Genomic DNA, 19,682 nt, shown 5'->3' on the forward strand with positions numbered 1-19,682 from the left:
CGTCGGCTGATCCTTTTCCTTAAGGCTTGGAGCCGGTATCTTTCCCACGTAGGTAGCGAGGACTTTAACTGGGTTAATCACTTATTGATCCCAGCGTACCGAGAGATCCAAGGGGCCGACGAATCTGCGCACAATTCTTCAGATTCGACGGCCGGCATCTGTGCAGTACGTGCCTTCACTACGGCTGCAGTACTCTTCGAGAAGAAAGGACCCACCCATGCGTGTCGCAATACTGGATGACGAACCCGCTGAATTGAGACGGGTGGAACAGACACTGCGACAAATCCCCAGCACCGCCGAACAGCCCTGGACCCTTCATTGCTTCGAGCGTGGCGAAGACCTGCTGCGCCAATTGCGTCGGGAAACCTTTGACCTGCTGATACTCGACTGGCAACTGCCCGATATCACTGGCATCGCATTGCTGCGCTGGACCCGTGAACACATGGAGTCCCCACCCGCCGTGATCATGCTCACTAGCCGCGATGCTGAAAGCGATATCGTCACCGCGTTGAACAGTGGCGCCGATGATTACGTGAGCAAACCCTTTCGCCCCAATGAACTGAAGGCTCGGGTGACCGCCGTTCTACGTCGCCATGGCCTGCAGAAGCCGGCGACCCAGGAAGTACAGAGCTTCAATGATCTGACCTTTGACGATGCCGAATTGACCGTCACTCGTGCGGGAAAACCGATCAACCTCACCGAGCGGGAATACCGCTTGGCGAGCTGCTTGTTCGCCAACCTGGCCCGGCCACTGTCCCGCGAGTACCTCTATGAGCGGTTCTGGACCCATGAAGAAATGGTGTCATCGAGACCCTTGGATACGCATATCTATCGGTTGCGTAACAAGCTGGGGCTAACTGCTGACAGGGGTTGGCAGCTGTTGACGATCTATGGGTATGGGTACCGGTTGGAGAGTGTGGCGACAGCTTCCCATGGGTGAAAACGGTGATGTTCCACGTGGAGCATTTTAGAAAAACTGATTTTCACGTAATAAAAAAGGCCAACGCATAGCGTTGGCCTTTTTTCTGTGGGTCTCGCCTGGATCAGAAATCCAGGTTAGACACTGCCAGAGCATTACTCTCGATGAAGTCACGGCGAGGCTCGACCGCATCACCCATCAGGGTGTTGAAGATCTGGTCTGCCCCAATGGCGTCTTCGATGGTCACGCGCAGCATGCGACGCTGAGCAGGGTCCATGGTGGTTTCCCACAATTGATCAGGGTTCATCTCACCCAAACCTTTGTATCGCTGGATGGTGTGGCGCTTGGTGCTTTCTGCCATCAACCAGTCCAGGGCCTCTTTGAACTCCTTGACTGCTTTCTTACGCTCGCCACGCTGAATGTAGGCGCCGTCGTCCAGCAGGGTGCTTAGTTGCGCGCCCAAGGTGACCACAGTTTTGTAGTCATTGCTGCCGAAGAAGTCGCGGTTGAAGGTGACGTAGTTCGACAGACCATGGGAGATCAGTTCGACCTCTGGCAGCCATACGTTACGTTCACGGTCTTCACGCAGACTGGCTTTGTACACCAGGCCAGATTTCTCCACAGTGCGCAGACGTACTTCGTACTGGGCCAGCCACTCCTGCATCGCTGCATGATCGCCCAACTGCTCCAGGCTCACGGCCGGCAGATAGATGAAGTGTTCGGTCAGTTCCTGTGGGTATAGGCGCGACAGCCGCTTGAGGGTCTTCATAACCATGCGGAAATCGTTAACCAGACGCTCCAACGCCTCACCGGAAATACCCGGTGCTTCGTCGTTCAAGTGCAGGCTCGCATCTTCCAGAGCCGACTGCGTCATGTACTCTTCCATGGCGTCGTCGTCTTTGATGTATTGCTCTTGCTTACCCTTTTTCACTTTGTACAAAGGTGGCTGGGCGATGTAGATGTAGCCACGCTCGATCAGCTCCGGCAACTGACGGAAGAAGAAAGTCAGCAGCAGAGTACGGATGTGAGAGCCGTCGACGTCAGCATCGGTCATGATGATGATGTTGTGATAGCGCAGCTTATCGATGTTGTACTCGTCGCGACCGATACCGCAGCCCAACGCAGTGATCAAGGTGCCAACTTCCTGGGAGGAAATCATCTTGTCGAAGCGAGCTTTCTCTACGTTAAGGATCTTACCCTTCAACGGCAGGATGGCCTGGGTGCGACGGTTACGACCCTGCTTGGCGGAACCGCCAGCAGAGTCACCTTCCACCAGGTACAGTTCAGAGAGGGCAGGGTCTTTTTCCTGGCAGTCAGCCAGTTTGCCCGGCAAGCCGGCGATATCCAACGCGCCTTTACGACGGGTCATCTCGCGAGCCTTACGCGCGGCTTCCCGGGCACGCGCAGCATCGATCATCTTACCGACGACCAGCTTGGCTTCGTTCGGATTCTCCAGCAGGAAGTCCGAGAAGTATTTACCCATTTCCTGTTCAACGGCTGTCTTCACTTCGGAAGACACCAGCTTGTCTTTAGTCTGGGAACTAAACTTAGGATCCGGCACTTTCACTGAGATAATCGCGGTCAGACCTTCACGCGCATCGTCACCGGTGGTGGCAACTTTATGCTTCTTCGCCAGGCCTTCGGCTTCGATGTAGGTGTTCAGGTTACGCGTCAGCGCGGAACGGAAACCCACCAAGTGAGTGCCGCCATCGCGCTGGGGAATATTGTTGGTGAAGCACAACAGGTTCTCGTTGAAGCTGTCGTTCCACTGCAGGGCGATTTCCACGCCGATGCCGTCATCACGCTGGATGTTGAAGTGAAACACCTGGTTGACCGCAGTCTTGTTGGTGTTCAGGTATTCAACGAATGCACGTAGACCACCTTCGTACTTGAACAGTTCTTCCTTGCCGCTGCGCTCGTCCTTAAGGACGATACCCACACCGGAGTTGAGGAAGGAGAGTTCGCGAATACGCTTGGCCAGAATGTCCCAGCTGAAGTGGATATTCTTGAATGTTTCATCGGACGGCTTGAAATGAATCTGAGTACCGGTGGTTTCACTGTCGCCAACGATTTTCATAGGCTCCTGTGGAACACCGTGGACGTAGGTCTGTTCCCAGATCTTTCCGCTACGGCGAACGGTGAGGATCAGCTCTTCGGAAAGAGCATTCACTACCGACACACCCACACCGTGCAAACCGCCGGATACTTTATAGGAGTTATCGTCGAACTTACCGCCGGCGTGGAGCACGGTCATGATGACCTCTGCTGCCGAAACACCTTCTTCTTTGTGCACATCTACCGGAATGCCACGACCGTTGTCGCGCACGGTGATGGATTCGTCCGGGTGGATGATGATGCTGATGTCGTCGCAGTGACCGGCCAAAGCTTCGTCGATGGAGTTGTCGACCACCTCGAACACCATGTGGTGCAGACCGCTACCGTCATCAGTGTCGCCAATGTACATACCGGGACGTTTGCGTACGGCATCCAAACCTTTCAGCACTTTAATGCTGGTCGAGTCGTACGTGTTTTCTTCGCTCATGCCTTCACTCCCGATGGTCGTGGGTCTGGGTGATACGGCCTTGTTCCACGTGGAACAAAGCGACTGGCGTTTCCGTCTGCCAGCCTTCCCTCAATAATTCGTGGTCTACACAGGTGATAAAAACCTGGCAGCGTAATTCTTCCAACAAGCGGCATAACGCACGGCGATGTTGCTCGTCGAGTTCAGACGGCAAGTCATCCACCAGATAAATACACTGACCACGTCGGGCTTGGCTAACCAGATGACCCTGGGCGATACGCAGTGCACACACCACCAACTTCTGCTGGCCACGGGACAAGATGTCCGCAGCATTGTGTGCGCCTAATCTAAGACGCAAATCAGCCCGTTGGGGTCCGGCCTGGGTATGGCCAATTTGCTGATCCCGTTGCAGGGAAGTCGCGAGCACTGCACTCAGCTCACGCTCTTTATCCCAACCACGGTAGTAACTCAGCGTCAGCCCCTCGAGATCCAACAACTCACTCAAGGTCTGCTCAAAGACTGGTTTCAAGGCTTTGATATAGGCGCGGCGGTATTCATCTATTTCATCGCTGGCCAGGCACAATTCCCGGTCCCAGGCCGCTTGCGAAGCGGCGTCAAGTGTACCATGCCGCAGCCATGAGTTCCGCTGCCGCAGGGCCTTCTGCAGGCGCTGCCATGTGGCCATGAATCGTGGTTCCACGTGGAACACTCCCCAATCGAGGAACTGCCTGCGGATTTTCGGCGCACCTTCCAGTAATCGGAAGCTGTCAGGGTTGATCAGTTGCAACGGCAGGATCTCTGCCAGTTGCGCAGCACTGCGAGCGTTTTGCCCGTCGATGCGAATCTGGAACTCACCGCCGCGATCACGAGAAATCCCCAGGCTGCTGTGGCCCCCTTCTGCCAGTTCGACTTGACCGAAGACCGTGCAGGCCAGTTGTTCGTACTGAATCACCGGCAACAAGCGGGCACTGCGAAAGGAACGGGCAAGCCCTAGCAGGTGGATGGCTTCCAGCACGCTGGTTTTGCCACTACCGTTGGCGCCGTGGAGGATGTTGATGCGGGGGGAGGGGGAGAAGGTCACCGGGTGCAAATTGCGCACCGCGGTGACCGAGACGCGACTAAGGGACATCTAGCTTCTGCTGAGCATGATTACAGGCGCATCGGCATAACAACATAAGCCGAGTCGTCGTTGTCGGATTCCTGCACCAGAGCGCTGCTGTTGGAGTCAGACAGGATCAGGCGAACCTGTTCAGTGGTCATCACACCCAACACGTCCAGCAAGTAGCTCACGTTGAAGCCGATTTCCAGGGAACCACCGTTGTAGTCAACGCCGACTTCTTCTTCCGCTTCTTCCTGCTCCGGGTTATTGGCCTGAATTTTTAACTGACCGTTGGCCAATTGCAGACGAATACCACGGTACTTTTCGTTGGACAGAATCGCGGTACGGCTGAACGCTTCACGCAGGGCCTGACGGTCACCGATTACCAACTTGTCACCACCTTTAGGCAGCACACGCTCGTAATCCGGGAATTTGCCGTCGACCAGCTTGGACGTGAACGTGAATTCGCCGGTGGTCGCGCGGATATGGTGCTGACCCAGTACGATGCTGACATTGCCATCCGGCTCGGTGAGCAGGCGCGCCAGTTCGAGAATCCCCTTACGCGGAACGATCACCTGGTGACGATCAGGTTGGCCGATATCGGCGCGCATCGAGCACATTGCCAGACGGTGACCGTCGGTAGCCACGGCGCGGATGATGCCTTCCGACACTTCCAGCAGCATGCCGTTGAGGTAGTAACGCACGTCCTGCTGGGCCATGGCGAAGCTGGTGCGTTCGATAAGACGGCGCAGTTTACTTTGCTCAAGGCTGCAGGTCAGTGAGCCTGGGCCTTCCTCCACAGTCGGGAAATCATTGGCCGGCAAAGTGGACAGCGTGAAACGACTGCGACCTGCCTTGACCACCAACTTCTGCTCATCAACCTTAATGTCGATCAGCGCGTCGTTCGGCAGGCTCTTGCAGATGTCCATCAGCTTACGCGCTGGCACAGTAATCTCGCCAGGCTCTGCAGGCTCTTCCAGCTGCACGCGGCCAACCAATTCGACTTCCAGGTCGGTACCAGTCAGGGACAACTGCTGGCCTTCGACAACCAGCAATACGTTGGAGAGCACCGGCAAGGTCTGTCGGCGCTCGACGACGCCTGCGACCAGTTGCAGGGGTTTCAACAGGGCTTCGCGTTGAATGGTGAAATGCATGGTCTAGTCCCTTGCCTTAATAAGCTGCGCTGGTGTCATCAAGTGGTCAGTGTACGCAGCAGGTTCTTGTAGTCCTCGCGAATATCCGCGTCGGATTCCTTAAGTTCGTTGATCTTGCGGCATGCGTGCAAGACTGTGGTGTGGTCGCGACCACCAAACACATCGCCGATTTCCGGCAGGCTATGGTTGGTCAACTCCTTGGAGAGGGCCATGGCCACTTGTCGCGGACGAGCCACCGAGCGAGAACGGCGCTTGGACAGCAGGTCGGAAATCTTGATCTTGTAGTACTCGGCCACGGTGCGCTGGATGTTATCCACACTCACCAGTTTGTCCTGCAGTGCCAGCAAGTCTTTCAAGGATTCGCGAATCAGCTCGATGGTGATGTCGCGCCCCATGAAATGCGAGTGTGCGATGACTCGCTTGAGCGCGCCTTCGAGTTCACGCACGTTGGAACGAATGCGCTGTGCGATAAAGAAAGCAGCGTCGTGTGGCAGATCGACTTTTGCCTGATCGGCTTTTTTCATCAGGATCGCAACGCGGGTTTCCAGCTCCGGCGGCTCTACCGCAACGGTGAGGCCCCAGCCAAAGCGCGACTTCAAGCGTTCTTCCAGGCCTTCGATTTCCTTCGGATAACGGTCACTGGTCAAGATGACCTGTTGGCCGCCTTCGAGCAGGGCGTTGAAGGTATGGAAAAACTCTTCCTGTGAACGTTCCTTACGAGCAAAGAACTGAATGTCATCGATCAGCAAGGCGTCAACGGAACGGTAGAAGCGCTTGAACTCGTTGATGGCATTGAGCTGCAAGGCCTTAACCATGTCCGCTACGAAGCGCTCCGAGTGCAGGTAAACGACCTTGGCATTCGGGTTCTTCTTTAATAGGTGGTTACCCACAGCGTGCATCAAGTGAGTTTTACCCAAGCCCACGCCACCATAAAGGAAGAGCGGGTTGTAACCGTGCTTGGGGTTATCCGCCACTTGCCAGGCCGCGGCGCGAGCCAGCTGGTTAGATTTACCTTCGACGAAATTCTCGAAGGTAAAGGTGCGGTTCAAGTAGCTGGTGTGCTTGAGCGCGCCTTCGACCTGTACGGTGCGCTGTTCGGCGCGAATCGGTGCCTGCTGCGAGCTGGCACCAGCCATGGGGTCAAAGCTGTCGCGAGACGGCTCTTCATTAATAGGTGCGTTTTTCTGTGACGCCGATTTGGAAGGCGTCTGGGCAACGGGAGCAGGCGAGTTATTAACAGGTGCCGCTGCGGCCTGAGCTTGAGAAGCGCTCGCCGCCAATGGCGCATTCGGCGCAGCGCGAGGCGCCGAGCTGCGTTTGCTGCCTATTAATAAGGAGAGCACAGGCGCAAGGCCATTGCCGTGTTCGTCGAGCAATTCGAGAACGCGGCTCAGGTACTTCTCGTTGACCCAGTCGAGAACAAAACGATTAGGTGCGTAGACACGCAACTCGTCGCCTTCGGCTTCGACCTGTAGCGGACGGATCCAGGTGTTGAATTGCTGGGCAGGCAGCTCATCGCGCAAAAGCTCCACGCACTGCTGCCAAAGTTCCACTGACACGGATATCCCCTAAGTTGAAAGCCGGTGAGGCAAAAACAGCCGCCATTGTAGCGGCGAGCCGCCCACTTATCCACATGTAGGTTGCCCACAGGGCACCCAAAATCAATGTCTTATCCCGGAAAAAGCCGACCAGTGGTCTGTGCATAAGGTATGTGGATAAGCGGCCCTGAGCTCGTTGTACAAGTGGGGGTGAAAGTCTGTGGGTAACTGGGCTGTGGATAACATGCCATTCCACACACAGCTTATCCGACAGCGCAGCACAGGCAGGGCACCGCTTCTCCCCCATGTTGTCATCCTCTGTACATCAAGTGGAATATGGCCTCAAGGCAGTTATCCACAGAGGATGGCCTGCCTAGCTTTTATAAGCTTTACAGAAAAGCTTTAAATAACTTCCTTCTTTATTTTTATATCTATGACATTGCTCATGGAAGCCAGGCGGATAGAAAAGGGGGTTTTACCCGATAGAGATCTAATTGAAGGAAAAGCTGGTTGGAAATTGACCTAGAGGCTTGCTTTCTCTAGAATCGCCGGTCTCTTAAAACGGGGGCCATTCCGGCCCGTTGTGGACGAACCAGGTAACAACGCCATGAAACGTACTTTCCAACCAAGCACCATCAAACGCGCCCGTACTCACGGCTTCCGTGCTCGCATGGCTACCAAGAACGGCCGTGCTGTCCTGTCGCGTCGCCGCGCCAAAGGTCGTGCGCGTCTGGCAGTTTGATAATCCGGTACTGGTGGTGAGTCAGGACTTCAGTCGGGAAAAGCGTCTGCTAACACCCCGGCACTTCAAGGCAGTCTTTGACTCCCCCACCGGCAAGGTTCCGGGGAAAAATCTCCTGCTCCTTGCGCGTAACAACGATCTTGATCACCCCCGTCTCGGGTTGGTGATTGGCAAGAAGAGCGTAAAGCTCTCCGTTGAGCGCAATCGCCTCAAGCGTCTGATGCGCGAATCGTTTCGCCTCCACCAGGACACTCTGGTTGGTTGGGATATTGTTATCGTCGCGCGCAAAGGCTTGGGGGATGTAGAAAACCCCGAATTGATTCAGCATTTCGGCAAGCTCTGGAAACGTCTGGCGCGTACCAACAAACCAGCACCAGCAGTCAGCACCGAAACTGTAGGGGTAGACAGTACCAATGCGTAAACTGGCACTCGTTCCGATCCAGTTTTATCGCTATGCCATTAGTCCTCTGATGGCCAGTCACTGTCGTTTCTACCCCAGTTGTTCCTGCTACGCGTTAGAAGCCATAGAAAATCATGGTCTTCTGCGCGGTGGCTGGCTGACCTTTCGTCGTTTAGGTCGCTGTCATCCGTGGAATCCCGGTGGTTATGACCCGGTTCCACCTATCCCTACCTCCCGTTCTTCTTCGATGGCCGAGTAATCATGGATATTAAACGCACGATCCTGATCGTCGCCCTGGCAATCGTGTCCTACGTCATGGTTCTTAAGTGGAACCAGGATTATGGCCAAGCTGCCCTGCCGACTCAGAATGTTGCTACCAATCAGGCTGCCCCGGCTATTCCGGACACCCCGCTGGGTACCAATGCGTCCGCGAGTGCAGATGTTCCCAGCGCGAATGGCGAGACAAGCGCCCCTTTAGAAACGCCAGTGGTCACCAATAAAGACCTCATCCTCGTGAAAACGGATGTGCTCGACTTGGCTATCGACCCACAAGGTGGTGATATCGCGCAGTTGAAACTGCCGCTGTATCCACGTCGCCAAGACCATCCGGATGTACCGTTCCAACTGTTCGATAACGGTGGTGAACGTACTTATCTGGCGCAAAGCGGTCTGACCGGCACTAATGGTCCGGATGCGCGCGCTACCGGTCGTCCGGTTTATTCGACCGAAAAGAAGGTTTATCAACTGGCTGATGGCCAAAACCAGTTGAACGTCGACCTGAAATTCAGCCTCGACGGCGTCAACTACATCAAGCGTTTCAGTTTCACTCGCGGTTTGTACGACCTGAAGGTCACTTACCTGATCGACAACACCAGCGAAAAACCTTGGAGCGGCAATCTGTTTGCCCAACTCAAGCGTGATGGCAGCTCCGATCCTTCTTCAAGCACCGCTACTGGTACCGCTACCTACTTGGGCGCAGCCCTGTGGACAAGTAACGAGCCGTACAAAAAAGTGTCGATGAAAGATATCGACAAAGGCGCGCTGAAAGAAACCGTCCAAGGCGGCTGGGTTGCCTGGTTGCAACACTATTTCGTGACCGCCTGGATCCCGAACAAGGGTGAAGCCAACCTGGTTCAAACCCGTAAAGACAGCCAAGGTAACTACATCATTGGCTTTACTGGCCCGGCGTTGACCGTCGCTCCAGGTGCCAAGGCTGAAACCAGCGCTACCCTGTACGCCGGCCCGAAAAGCCAGGCCGTGCTGAAAGAGTTGTCCCCAGGTCTGGAACTGACTGTGGATTACGGCATTCTGTGGTTCATTGCCCAGCCTATCTTCTGGCTGCTGCAACATATCCACAGCATTGTGGGTAACTGGGGCTTCTCGATCATATTCCTGACCATGCTGATCAAGGGGATCTTCTTCCCACTGTCGGCTGCCAGCTACAAGTCGATGGCTCGCATGCGTGCCGTGGCTCCGAAACTGGCCGCGTTGAAAGAGCAGCATGGTGATGATCGGCAGAAAATGTCGCAGGCCATGATGGAGCTGTACAAGAAAGAGAAGATCAACCCGTTGGGTGGATGCTTGCCTATTCTGGTGCAGATGCCGGTGTTCCTATCGCTGTACTGGGTACTCCTGGAAAGCGTGGAAATGCGCCAGGCACCGTTCATGCTGTGGATAACTGATCTGTCGATCAAGGACCCATTCTTTATCCTGCCGATCATCATGGGCGCGACCATGTTCATCCAGCAGCGTCTGAACCCAACACCGCCGGATCCGATGCAGGCTAAAGTGATGAAAATGATGCCAATCATCTTCACCTTCTTCTTCCTGTGGTTCCCAGCTGGTCTGGTTCTGTACTGGGTGGTCAACAACGTGTTGTCGATCTCTCAACAGTGGTACATCACACGTAAAATCGAAGCGGCTACCAAAAAAGCCGAGGCGTAATTTACTCTGTGGATAACCACTCAAGACGCCCCCTAGTGGGGCGTTTTGCTTTCCGTCACTTTTGTTCTGGAACCTGCTGATGAGCGCTCCTCGTGAAACCATCGCTGCTGTCGCAACCGCTCAAGGTCGCGGCGGTGTGGGTATCGTTCGAATTTCCGGGCCCCTCGCCGGCATGGCAGCCAAGGCCATCAGCGGCCGGGAATTGAAACCGAGGTATGCCCATTACGGCCCGTTTCTGGATGCAGACCACAGCGTATTGGATGAGGGCCTGGCCCTCTATTTCCCTGGACCTAACTCTTTCACCGGTGAGGATGTCCTGGAACTGCAAGGCCACGGTGGTCCTGTAGTCCTGGATATGCTGCTGCAGCGTTGCCTGCAATTAGGCTGCCGTCTCGCCCGGCCGGGTGAGTTCAGTGAACGCGCGTTCTTGAATGACAAGCTCGATCTGGCCCAGGCCGAAGCTATCGCGGACCTGATCGAAGCGAGTTCCGCACAGGCCGCACGCAATGCGTTGCGTTCGCTGCAGGGGGCATTTTCCCTGCGTGTGCATAACTTGACCGAGCAATTGATCAGCCTGCGCATCTACGTAGAGGCGGCGATTGATTTTCCTGAGGAAGAGATCGACTTCCTCGCCGATGGCCACGTATTGGCAATGTTGGATAAAGTCCGCGAGGAGTTATCCACAGTGCTGCGTGAAGCGGGGCAAGGCGCCTTGCTGCGCGATGGCATGACGGTGGTCATTGCCGGTCGCCCCAACGCGGGTAAGTCCAGCCTTCTGAATGCCTTGGCCGGACGTGAGGCTGCCATCGTCACCGAGATTGCCGGCACCACCCGGGACATCCTGCGCGAACATATCCACATCGACGGCATGCCGCTGCACGTGGTTGACACCGCAGGCTTGCGCGATACCGATGACCAGGTGGAAAAGATCGGCGTAGAGCGCGCCCTCAAAGCCATCAGTGAAGCAGACCGCGTATTACTGGTGGTTGATGCCACTGCGCCTGAGGCTGCGGATCCTTTTGCCCTTTGGCCGGAGTTTCTTGAACAACGACCTGACCCGGCTAACGTCACCTTGATCCGCAACAAGGCTGACCTGACAGGCGAAGCCATCGCGCTTGAAATGGGTGAGGATGGCCACGTCACGATCAGCCTGAGCGCCAAGTCGGCGGGTAATGGCCTGGAATTGCTGCGCGACCATCTCAAGGCCTGCATGGGTTACGAGCAGACCTCGGAAAGCAGCTTCAGTGCGCGTCGCAGGCACCTGGAGGCACTGCGTCATGCCAGTGCGGCCCTTGAGCACGGACGCGCGCAGCTGACCTTGGCGGGGGCAGGGGAGCTGCTGGCCGAGGATCTACGTCAGGCACAGCAACTGCTGGGGGAAATCACCGGCGCCTTCAGCTCCGATGATTTGTTGGGACGGATCTTTTCCAGCTTCTGCATCGGTAAATAGCAACGTTATCCACAATGGTTTACCAGTTGTAGGACACCGTACCGAGCAAGGTACGGCTGTCACCCCAGTAACAACGCCCTGCATCGTTGCAACCGGATACATATTCCTTGTCGAACAGGTTCTTGGCATTCACATCAACCGACCAGTTTTTGTCGAACTGATAGCCAACGGATGCATCCACCAAGGTGACGCTTCCCGCGTCCAATTTTCCGTACAGCGTGGGCGCGGTGTAGGAAAAGGTACTGTCGAAATAACGCACGCCCGCCCCCAGGGACAACCCCTTGAGCCGACTGTCGAGGAATCGGTATTTGCCCCATACGGACGCCTGATTCCGCGGCACCCCGGTCAGCTGGTGCCCTTCGACCAGAGAAGTAGCGGAGTCCTTAGTGATTCGAGCATCAGTGTAGGTGTAGGCCGCCGTTAAATTCAGGTTAGGCGTGACGTTGCTGTTGACCTCGACTTCAACGCCCTTGGACCGACTTTCGCCTACTTGGCGGTAGCTGTTAGTGGTGGCGTCGAGGTAGGTGTCATCTTCCTTGCGCAAGTCATACACCGACACAGTCATTGCCGTATCCCAGCCGATCGGTTCGTACTTCACGCCTACTTCGTATTGGCTGCTGGTAATCGGCTTCAAGGGTGAACCGGCGTTGGAAATCTGCTGTACCGGCACGAATGCAGTGGAATAGCTCACATACGGCGTCAGGCCATTGTCGAACTGGTACATCACCCCGCCTTGATAGGTGAACTTGCGATCTTCAGAGCCGGTATCGCTGGCCTTGTTGACCTTGTCGCGGAAATCACTCTCGACCCAGTCCTGACGGCCACCCAACAAGAATAACCAGCGGTCATACTTGCTCTGCAGTTGTGCATAAACCCCTTTCATCTGCTGTTCGAGCAACGTGTTCTGTACTGCCAGAGGCGTGGTCGGGTCGCGCAAGTAAACAGGGTTATACACATCGATGGTGCCGGCGAACCCGGCATTCCAATCCTGATTGAAAGAAGTGCGGTCGTAGCTGGTGCCGAACAGCAGGGTATTTTCCAGCCCGCCGACCTGAAATTTTCCTTCCAGCTGGTTATCCAGGGAATAAACCATCGACTTGTTGTAGCGATCGTAAGCGTTCATGTTCAGCCGAGTCCCGAAACCGCCGTTGTTCAATTGGCCCGGCCAGGTTTCGTGACGGTTGATACGCGACTGCATGTAGCGCGAGTTCTGGCGGAACTGCCAGTCGTCATTGAAGCTATGAGCGAGCTCATACCCCGTGCTCCAGGCTTCCCGTTCGAAGGTGTTCCAGTCTGGATTCCCGAGCATGGTGTGCTTGGACAACTTACCGTTGGGATTCGTCAGTAACGTGCCGGCAGCTGGTAGGCCGAGTTCCAGGTTGGTGTGATCCTTCTGGTAGCTGGCGAGCAGGGTGAGGGTGTTGTAGTCGTCGAAATTCAGGGTCAGGGAGGGAGCAACGTAGAGGCGATCATCCGGCACATGATCAGTCTGGGTATCAGACTTGCGCCCCAGCATCACCACGCGTCCAAGGATGTCGCCGCTGTCATTGAGCGGACCGGAGATATCTACACCCACCTGACGGCGGTTATTCGAACCATAGCCCAGTTGTACCTCGCCTTGCGGCGTGGCGGTTGGATGTTTACTGACCAGGTTCACCAGGCCACCGGGGGCATTTTCACCGTAGAGCAGCGACGAAGGCCCACGGAATATTTCGACCCGCTCCAGGCCATAAGGCTCGCTGGTGGTGTCGTACCGATTGCCCTGAACACGTAGTCCATCACGCAGCAGGCCGTAGCCATAGTCTGTGGCGTTGAAACCGCGAATAAAGAACAGGTCACCGGCCAGACTATCGCCGACAGCGAAGGGCGGGGCGAAAATACCCGGCACGTAGCCCAGTACTTCGGTAAGGGACTGGGACTTCTGGTCCTTGATGCGCTGACCGGTGACGACCGATACCGAGCGCGGTGTTTCCGACAGTGGCGTGCTGGTTTTGGTCCCAACCCGGCTGTTTTGAGCTTTGTAGCCCACATCCCCGGCGATCTCCTGATTGAAACCGTCCAGTTGAACCGTGCTTACAGTCGTGGGCGCAAGGGTCAGTTCGCCTGTGGGCGCCGCTTGCAATATGTAGCTACCAGGCGCCTGGGCCACAGCCTCTAACGCCGAGTTTTGCAACAGCAGCGCAAATCCCTGCTCCACCGAATAGTCCCCCTCAAGCCCAGGGGTGTTCAAATGAGCGGTCTGCTGGGGCGAAAAGGACAGGATCACATTGGCCCTGGCCGCAAATTGGCTCAAGGCGCTGTCGAGCGGACCTGCGCCAATAGCGAAGTGCTGCACCACGCTGGCTGCAAGGGCGCCTGTTGATAACAACCCGCAGGCAGCGGCGGTAGAGGTAAGCAGCAAACCGTAGGTCAGGCCGTGGCAGGAGAGTCGCTGGCGAAGCTTAGGAGGAAGGCGCATAGGTGGATAAACCCTGAAGGTAGCGTCGTGATTACCTGTAGGGCCGCGTCAGGTAAAAAAAAGATAACCCTGTGGATTATTTTTTTGCTCAGCCGATTCGCTTCACCGAAACCCAGTAACGGGTGAAGTAATTGACCTGGATCGGCAGCGTCGCTTGCAGGTTGGCCAGCACCGCATCGGTGGAATCCAATCGGAATGTGCCGGAAACCCGCAGGCGCGCCGAAGCTGGATCGCATTGCAGGACCCCAGGTCGATAACGACCGAGCTCGTCGATCACATCGCCGAGCCGGGCATCGAGCACGATCAGTTGTCCGTCGACCCAAGCAGCTTCAGCCCCGCTGTAAGGTTGGCTTACCCCTACGCTTTGCCGATTGAATTGCGCACTCTCGCCTGCAATAAGCAGTCGGCTGAGGTCTGGTCGATCAGTGGGTGAAATGCTGACGCGGTCTTCCAGCACTCCGACCTGTGTGAAATCCGGCAGTTGGCGCACAGTAAAGTGTGTCCCCAAAGCCTGGATGCGACCCTGCTGAGTCTCAACATAGAAGGGCATCTGCGCGCCCGACTTGCCAGTGTGGATAAGAACTTCGCCTTCGCGCAGGCGTATCAAGCGCTGGCGTCCGTCGAACAGCACATCAATGGCGGTTTGGGTATTCAGGTCAATCCGGGTGCCGTCGGCCAGTTCGATGCGCCGGCGCTTGCCCAAAGGTGTACGGAAATCGGCCCAAACATTGCCCAGAGACGTATGTTGCTGAACATTCCACCCCAAGTAACCGGTGCTGCCGAGTACCAGCATCCACTTGAGCACCTGGCGACGTTGCTGTGTGGCCGACAAAGCGCGGCGAGTGAAATCCTGGGGCAAGGCACCCAGGCTGCGTTGCAATTGCTCCATCTGATTCCACGCCGCCTGATGGGACGGGTCGATGTTGAGCCATTGCTGCCATGCATGGCGCTCGGCGGCTGTGGGCGTCTGGGATTGAAACTGCACGTACCAGCCGGCGGCAGCCTCGAAGGTCTTGCGATCAGGCGCTGCCATTACAAGGAGGCCATGATCATTGAACATTCGGTCAACGCGCGAACCATGTGCTTCTTCACGGTCGTCAGTGACACCTGCAGTTGATCGGCGATCTGTTGATAAGTCAGGCCGTCAATCTGCGACAGCATGAAGATCCGCCGCGAGCGTTCGCCCAAGCTGGCGAGAGCTTTATCCACAGCCACCAGGGTTTCGATGATGATCGCCTTATCTTCTTCACTGATGGCAGTGGCATCAGGACGCTCGGCCAGGCTTTGCTTATAAGCCTGTTCAATGGCGTGACGCCTGTAGCGGTCAATTACCAGACCCCTGGCGATGGTCGCCAGATAATCACGTGGCTCAAGGATCTGCGCCGCATGGCGCCCACCAAGAATGCGCACGAACGTATCGTGTGCGACATCGGCCGCATCGCAGGCGTTATGCAACTTACCTCTGAGCCACCCGTGCAACCAAGAATGGTGCTGTTCGTAAATATGCTGGACGGCAACCGTGTGTGAAGGAGTAGGCATAGGGTGCGAGAGGGCAGGTTAATGATAATCGCTATTATTAACTGCACTGCAGATTTCTCACAATAGATCTCTTTTTACGCTGTTCACTTCCGAGTCGAAGGATTTCGGTGGCTTCACCGTGACCTCGGTATAGCGTGTTTGCTCGATTTCTGTGGATTAAGCCCTGTGAATAACCGCCCCTGTGCCCAGTTGATAACAGGGCTTGAAACCTGAGTAAAAACCCCTCTGTGGATAAGTGACTGTTTAATCCACAGGCTTAGCGTACTTATCCAAGGGCCTCATTGGCACATGACCACAGACTTTTGAATCTCTGTACATACCGTAAATAAAGGCCTGTAGAGATCTATCCACAGAAATGATGCTCAGTAGAAATAAACATAAAAACAAAGATTTAATAAATTTCTCTCTTTTAATTTCTATTGTCTGTGATTCATCCACAGCTGGTTAAATTTTGTGCAAAGGGTTCTTTAGGAAGGGCTAAGTCCCTATACTTGTCGCCAAAGCTCTAAAACCAGTTCAATCAATCAATTCCTAATTACCTACTTAAGCAGGCACGAGGTGCGTGGTGGATTTCCCTTCCCGTTTTGAAGTGATCGTCATCGGCGGCGGTCATGCCGGTACCGAGGCAGCACTGGCGTCAGCACGCATGGGCGTAAAAACCCTGTTGCTCACGCACAACGTGGAAACCCTCGGTGCAATGAGTTGCAACCCCGCCATTGGTGGTATCGGCAAAAGCCATCTGGTCAAGGAAATCGACGCCCTTGGCGGCGTAATGGCCATGGCAACCGATAAGGGTGGTATTCAATTTCGCGTTCTCAACAGCCGCAAAGGCCCGGCAGTGCGCGCCACTCGGGCACAAGCTGACCGCATTCTGTACAAGGCTGCTGTACGTGAAACCCTGGAAAACCAGCCGAACCTGTGGATATTTCAACAAGCAGCGGATGACCTAATCGTCGAACAAGACGTGGTGAAGGGCGTTGTCACCCAAATGGGTCTGCGCTTCTTCGCAGAATCTGTGGTTTTGACCACCGGAACCTTCCTTGGCGGACTTATCCACATCGGAATGCAGAATTATTCCGGTGGCCGTGCCGGTGATCCTCCGTCGATTGCCTTGGCAAAACGCCTGCGTGAATTGCCGCTGCGTGTCGGTCGCCTGAAAACCGGAACCCCGCCGCGTATCGACGGGCGTTCTGTGGATTTCTCGTTGATGACTGAGCAAGCGGGCGATACGCCGATCCCGGTGATGTCGTTCATGGGTTCCAAGGAGCAACACCCCAAACAGGTGAGTTGCTGGATTACCCACACCAATGCCCGAACTCACGAGATCATTGCCGCGAACCTCGACCGTTCGCCGATGTATTCCGGTGTGATCGAGGGGATTGGCCCGCGCTATTGCCCATCGATCGAAGACAAGATCCACCGCTTTGCCGACAAGGAGAGCCATCAGGTCTTCATCGAACCCGAAGGCCTGACTACTCACGAGCTGTACCCGAACGGGATATCCACTTCCCTGCCGTTCGACGTGCAAATCCAGATCGTGCAATCGATTCGCGGCATGGAAAACGCACATATCGTGCGACCTGGCTATGCCATCGAGTATGACTACTTCGATCCTCGTGATCTGAAGTACAGCCTGGAGACCAAAGTGATCGGCGGGCTGTTCTTCGCCGGCCAAATCAATGGCACAACCGGTTACGAAGAAGCCGGCGCCCAAGGTTTGCTTGCCGGGACCAACGCCGCATTGCGTGCACAAGGCAAAGACAGTTGGTGCCCGCGTCGCGATGAAGCGTACATCGGTGTGTTGGTGGACGACCTCATTACCCTGGGTACCCAGGAACCGTACCGGATGTTCACTTCCCGGGCGGAATACCGTCTGATCCTGCGCGAAGACAACGCCGACCTGCGGCTGACCGAAAAAGGCCGCGAACTGGGGCTGGTCGATGACGTGCGCTGGGAAGCCTTCTGCAAAAAACGTGAAAGCATTGCGTTGGAAGAGCAGCGCCTGAAAGGCACTTGGGTTCGCCCCGGTACCGAACAAGGTGATGCAATTGCCGAGAAATTCGGCACGCCGCTGACCCACGAGTACAACTTGCTGAACCTGCTGTCACGTCCGGAAATCGACTACGCTGGCTTGGTCGAAGTGACGGGCGGCGGCGCAGAAGATCCACAGGTTGCCGAGCAGGTCGAAATCAAGACGAAGTACGCCGGTTACATTGACCGCCAGCAGGACGAGATTGCTCGTCTGCGCGCCAGTGAAGACACCAAGCTGCCTGTGGATATCGACTACACCGGGATTTCCGGGCTTTCGAAAGAAATTCAGAGCAAGCTGGGGATAACTCGACCAGAAACCCTGGGTCAGGCTTCACGTATTCCCGGCGTCACCCCGGCAGCCATTTCGCTGTTGATGATTCATTTGAAAAAACGCGGCGCGGGCCGTCAGTTGGAGCAAAGCGCTTGAGTTCGTTGGTCACCCTGCAACACGCCGAAGAGTTATCCACAGGTGCACGCCAATTGGGCGTCGATCTGACGTCCGCCCAGCATGAGTTGCTGTTGGGCTACCTAGCCCTGTTGATCAAATGGAACAAGGCTTACAACCTCACGGCAGTGCGCAATCCCGATGAGATGGTGTCCCGGCATTTGCTCGACAGCTTGAGCGTGATGCCATTTATTCAAAACGGTCGCTGGTTGGATGTGGGCAGTGGCGGCGGCATGCCAGGTATCCCTTTGGCCATCCTGTTTCCCGAGTCCCAAGTGACCTGCCTGGACAGCAATGGCAAGAAAACCCGCTTCCTGACCCAGGTCAAACTCGAACTCAAGCTGGATAACCTTCACGTTATCCACAGCCGTGTCGAAGAATTCACGCCTGAACTGCCTTTCAACGGAATTGTTTCCCGGGCGTTCAGCAGCATGGAGAACTTCAGCAACTGGACACGCCACTTGGGTGACCGCGATACCCGCTGGCTGGCAATGAAGGGCGTCCATCCGAGTGATGAGCTGTTAGCATTGCCGGCAGACTTCCACCTCGATAGCGAACACGCCTTGGCTGTACCCGGTTGCCAAGGCCAACGCCATCTGCTGATACTGCGCCGCACGGCATGATTGGGAACACAAGCAAGAATGGCTAAGGTATTCGCGATAGCGAACCAGAAAGGTGGCGTGGGCAAAACCACCACCTGCATCAACCTCGCAGCATCCTTGGTCGCTACCAAGCGACGGGTGCTGTTGATCGATCTCGATCCACAGGGCAACGCCACCATGGGTAGCGGTGTGGATAAACACGGCCTGGAAAACTCGGTCTACGACTTGCTGATCGGCGAGTGTGACCTGGCCCAGGCCATGCACTATTCCGAGCATGGCGGTTATCAATTGCTGCCGGCCAACCGCGATCTGACTGCGGCGGAAGTGGTGTTGCTGGAAATGCAGATGAAAGAAAGCCGTCTGCGCAGCGCCTTGGCGCCGATCCGCGAGAACTATGATTACATTTTGATCGATTGCCCACCGTCGCTGTCGATGCTGACGCTCAATGCGTTGGTGGCTGCCGATGGGGTGATTATCCCCATGCAGTGTGAGTACTACGCACTGGAAGGTTTGAGCGACCTCGTGGATAACATCAAGCGTATCGCCGAATTGCTCAACCCAAACCTGCAGATCGAAGGCCTACTGCGGACCATGTTCGATCCGCGCCTGAGCCTGATGAACGATGTGTCGGCACAGCTCAAGGAACACTTCGGCGAGCAGCTTTACGACACCGTGATTCCGCGCAATATCCGTTTGGCCGAAGCGCCAAGCTATGGCATGCCTGCGTTGGCGTATGACAAATCGTCCCGTGGCGCCATCGCCTACCTGGCTCTGGCTGGCGAGATGGTTCGCCGCCAACGCCGCAACTCCCGCACCGCTGCAGCCCAGCCAACTTAAGGA

At 55.8% G+C, this 19,682-nt stretch carries 16 protein-coding genes; 9 read left to right on the forward strand and 7 right to left on the reverse strand.

All coding sequences use genetic code 11. The features are described from left to right. Nucleotides 1–217 precede the first annotated feature (217 nt). Nucleotides 218–940 (forward strand): response regulator transcription factor, encoded by a 723-nt coding sequence (locus ACVWXD_RS24720; protein ID WP_032885147.1) that lies wholly within the window; start codon nt 218–220, stop codon nt 938–940. Between the two features lie 103 nt (nt 941–1,043). Here ACVWXD_RS24720 and gyrB read toward each other — a convergent pair whose 3' ends face one another. From gyrB to dnaA, 4 genes are read right to left on the reverse strand one after another with little or no spacing between them, the layout of a single operon-like run. Beyond that, nucleotides 1,044–3,461 carry a DNA topoisomerase (ATP-hydrolyzing) subunit B gene (gene gyrB / locus ACVWXD_RS24725; protein WP_032885149.1) on the reverse strand — a complete coding sequence of 806 codons (2,418 nt, stop codon included), beginning with the start codon at nt 3,459–3,461 and terminating at the stop codon, nt 1,044–1,046. Between the two features lie 4 nt (nt 3,462–3,465). Continuing rightward, complete coding sequence (gene recF / locus ACVWXD_RS24730) at nt 3,466–4,569, reverse strand: DNA replication/repair protein RecF (RefSeq protein ID WP_012721452.1); 1,104 nt, start codon at nt 4,567–4,569, stop codon at nt 3,466–3,468. Between the two features lie 20 nt (nt 4,570–4,589). Next, nucleotides 4,590–5,693 carry a DNA polymerase III subunit beta gene (gene dnaN / locus ACVWXD_RS24735; protein ID WP_005783345.1) on the reverse strand — a complete coding sequence of 368 codons (1,104 nt, stop codon included), beginning with the start codon at nt 5,691–5,693 and terminating at the stop codon, nt 4,590–4,592. 38 nt (nt 5,694–5,731) lie between these two features. Beyond that, nucleotides 5,732–7,252 (reverse strand): chromosomal replication initiator protein DnaA, encoded by a 1,521-nt coding sequence (gene dnaA, locus ACVWXD_RS24740; protein WP_032885151.1) that lies wholly within the window; start codon nt 7,250–7,252, stop codon nt 5,732–5,734. Nucleotides 7,253–7,838: 586 nt separating this feature from the next. Between dnaA and rpmH the strand changes: the two genes are divergently transcribed. The 5 genes from rpmH to mnmE all read left to right on the forward strand — a co-directional run bounded on the left by rpmH (nt 7,839) and on the right by mnmE (nt 11,767). Next, nucleotides 7,839–7,973, forward strand: a complete 135-nt coding sequence (rpmH, locus tag ACVWXD_RS24745) for a 50S ribosomal protein L34 (protein WP_003213577.1) — start codon at nt 7,839–7,841, stop codon at nt 7,971–7,973. A 16-nt stretch (nt 7,974–7,989) separates the two neighbouring features. Beyond that, nucleotides 7,990–8,394: a ribonuclease P protein component gene (rnpA, locus tag ACVWXD_RS24750; RefSeq protein ID WP_026013533.1), complete on the forward strand. Its 405-nt coding sequence runs from the start codon at nt 7,990–7,992 to the stop codon at nt 8,392–8,394. Further along, nucleotides 8,387–8,632 carry a membrane protein insertion efficiency factor YidD gene (gene yidD / locus ACVWXD_RS24755; RefSeq protein ID WP_010207715.1) on the forward strand — a complete coding sequence of 82 codons (246 nt, stop codon included), beginning with the start codon at nt 8,387–8,389 and terminating at the stop codon, nt 8,630–8,632. Before rnpA ends, yidD begins: the two co-directional genes overlap by 8 nt. A gap of 2 nt (nt 8,633–8,634) precedes the next feature. Then, entirely contained in the window at nt 8,635–10,317 is a 1,683-nt protein-coding gene (gene yidC / locus ACVWXD_RS24760; RefSeq protein ID WP_032885153.1) for a membrane protein insertase YidC, read from the forward strand. A 79-nt stretch (nt 10,318–10,396) separates the two neighbouring features. Further along, on the forward strand, nt 10,397–11,767 hold the full coding sequence (mnmE, locus tag ACVWXD_RS24765; RefSeq protein ID WP_032885154.1) for a tRNA uridine-5-carboxymethylaminomethyl(34) synthesis GTPase MnmE: 1,371 nt from the start codon (nt 10,397–10,399) through the stop codon (nt 11,765–11,767). 19 nt (nt 11,768–11,786) lie between these two features. Here the strand turns inward: mnmE and ACVWXD_RS24770 are convergent, their stop codons facing one another. The 3 genes from ACVWXD_RS24770 to ACVWXD_RS24780 form a co-directional block, all read right to left on the reverse strand. After that, nucleotides 11,787–14,225 carry a TonB-dependent siderophore receptor gene (locus tag ACVWXD_RS24770; RefSeq protein ID WP_181644046.1) on the reverse strand — a complete coding sequence of 813 codons (2,439 nt, stop codon included), beginning with the start codon at nt 14,223–14,225 and terminating at the stop codon, nt 11,787–11,789. An 88-nt stretch (nt 14,226–14,313) separates the two neighbouring features. Further along, a complete protein-coding gene (locus tag ACVWXD_RS24775; protein ID WP_181644047.1) occupies nt 14,314–15,258 on the reverse strand; it encodes a FecR domain-containing protein in 945 nt (314 codons plus the stop codon). Then, a complete protein-coding gene (locus ACVWXD_RS24780) occupies nt 15,258–15,764 on the reverse strand; it encodes a sigma-70 family RNA polymerase sigma factor (RefSeq protein WP_032885157.1) in 507 nt (168 codons plus the stop codon). Before ACVWXD_RS24780 ends, ACVWXD_RS24775 begins: the two co-directional genes overlap by 1 nt. 565 nt (nt 15,765–16,329) lie before the next feature. Between ACVWXD_RS24780 and mnmG the strand changes: the two genes are divergently transcribed. The 3 genes from mnmG to ACVWXD_RS24795 are packed head-to-tail and all read left to right on the forward strand — an operon-like array spanning nt 16,330 to nt 19,679. Continuing rightward, nucleotides 16,330–18,222 (forward strand): tRNA uridine-5-carboxymethylaminomethyl(34) synthesis enzyme MnmG, encoded by a 1,893-nt coding sequence (gene mnmG, locus ACVWXD_RS24785; RefSeq protein ID WP_095185320.1) that lies wholly within the window; start codon nt 16,330–16,332, stop codon nt 18,220–18,222. Then, nucleotides 18,219–18,863, forward strand: a complete 645-nt coding sequence (gene rsmG / locus ACVWXD_RS24790) for a 16S rRNA (guanine(527)-N(7))-methyltransferase RsmG (RefSeq protein WP_032885159.1) — start codon at nt 18,219–18,221, stop codon at nt 18,861–18,863. The genes mnmG and rsmG overlap by 4 nt, the downstream gene beginning before the upstream one ends. An 18-nt stretch (nt 18,864–18,881) precedes the next feature. After that, nucleotides 18,882–19,679 (forward strand): ParA family protein, encoded by a 798-nt coding sequence (locus ACVWXD_RS24795; protein WP_032885161.1) that lies wholly within the window; start codon nt 18,882–18,884, stop codon nt 19,677–19,679. The last annotated feature ends 3 nt before the right edge of the window (nt 19,680–19,682 follow it).

The organism is Pseudomonas sp. TE3911, assembly GCF_054062775.1.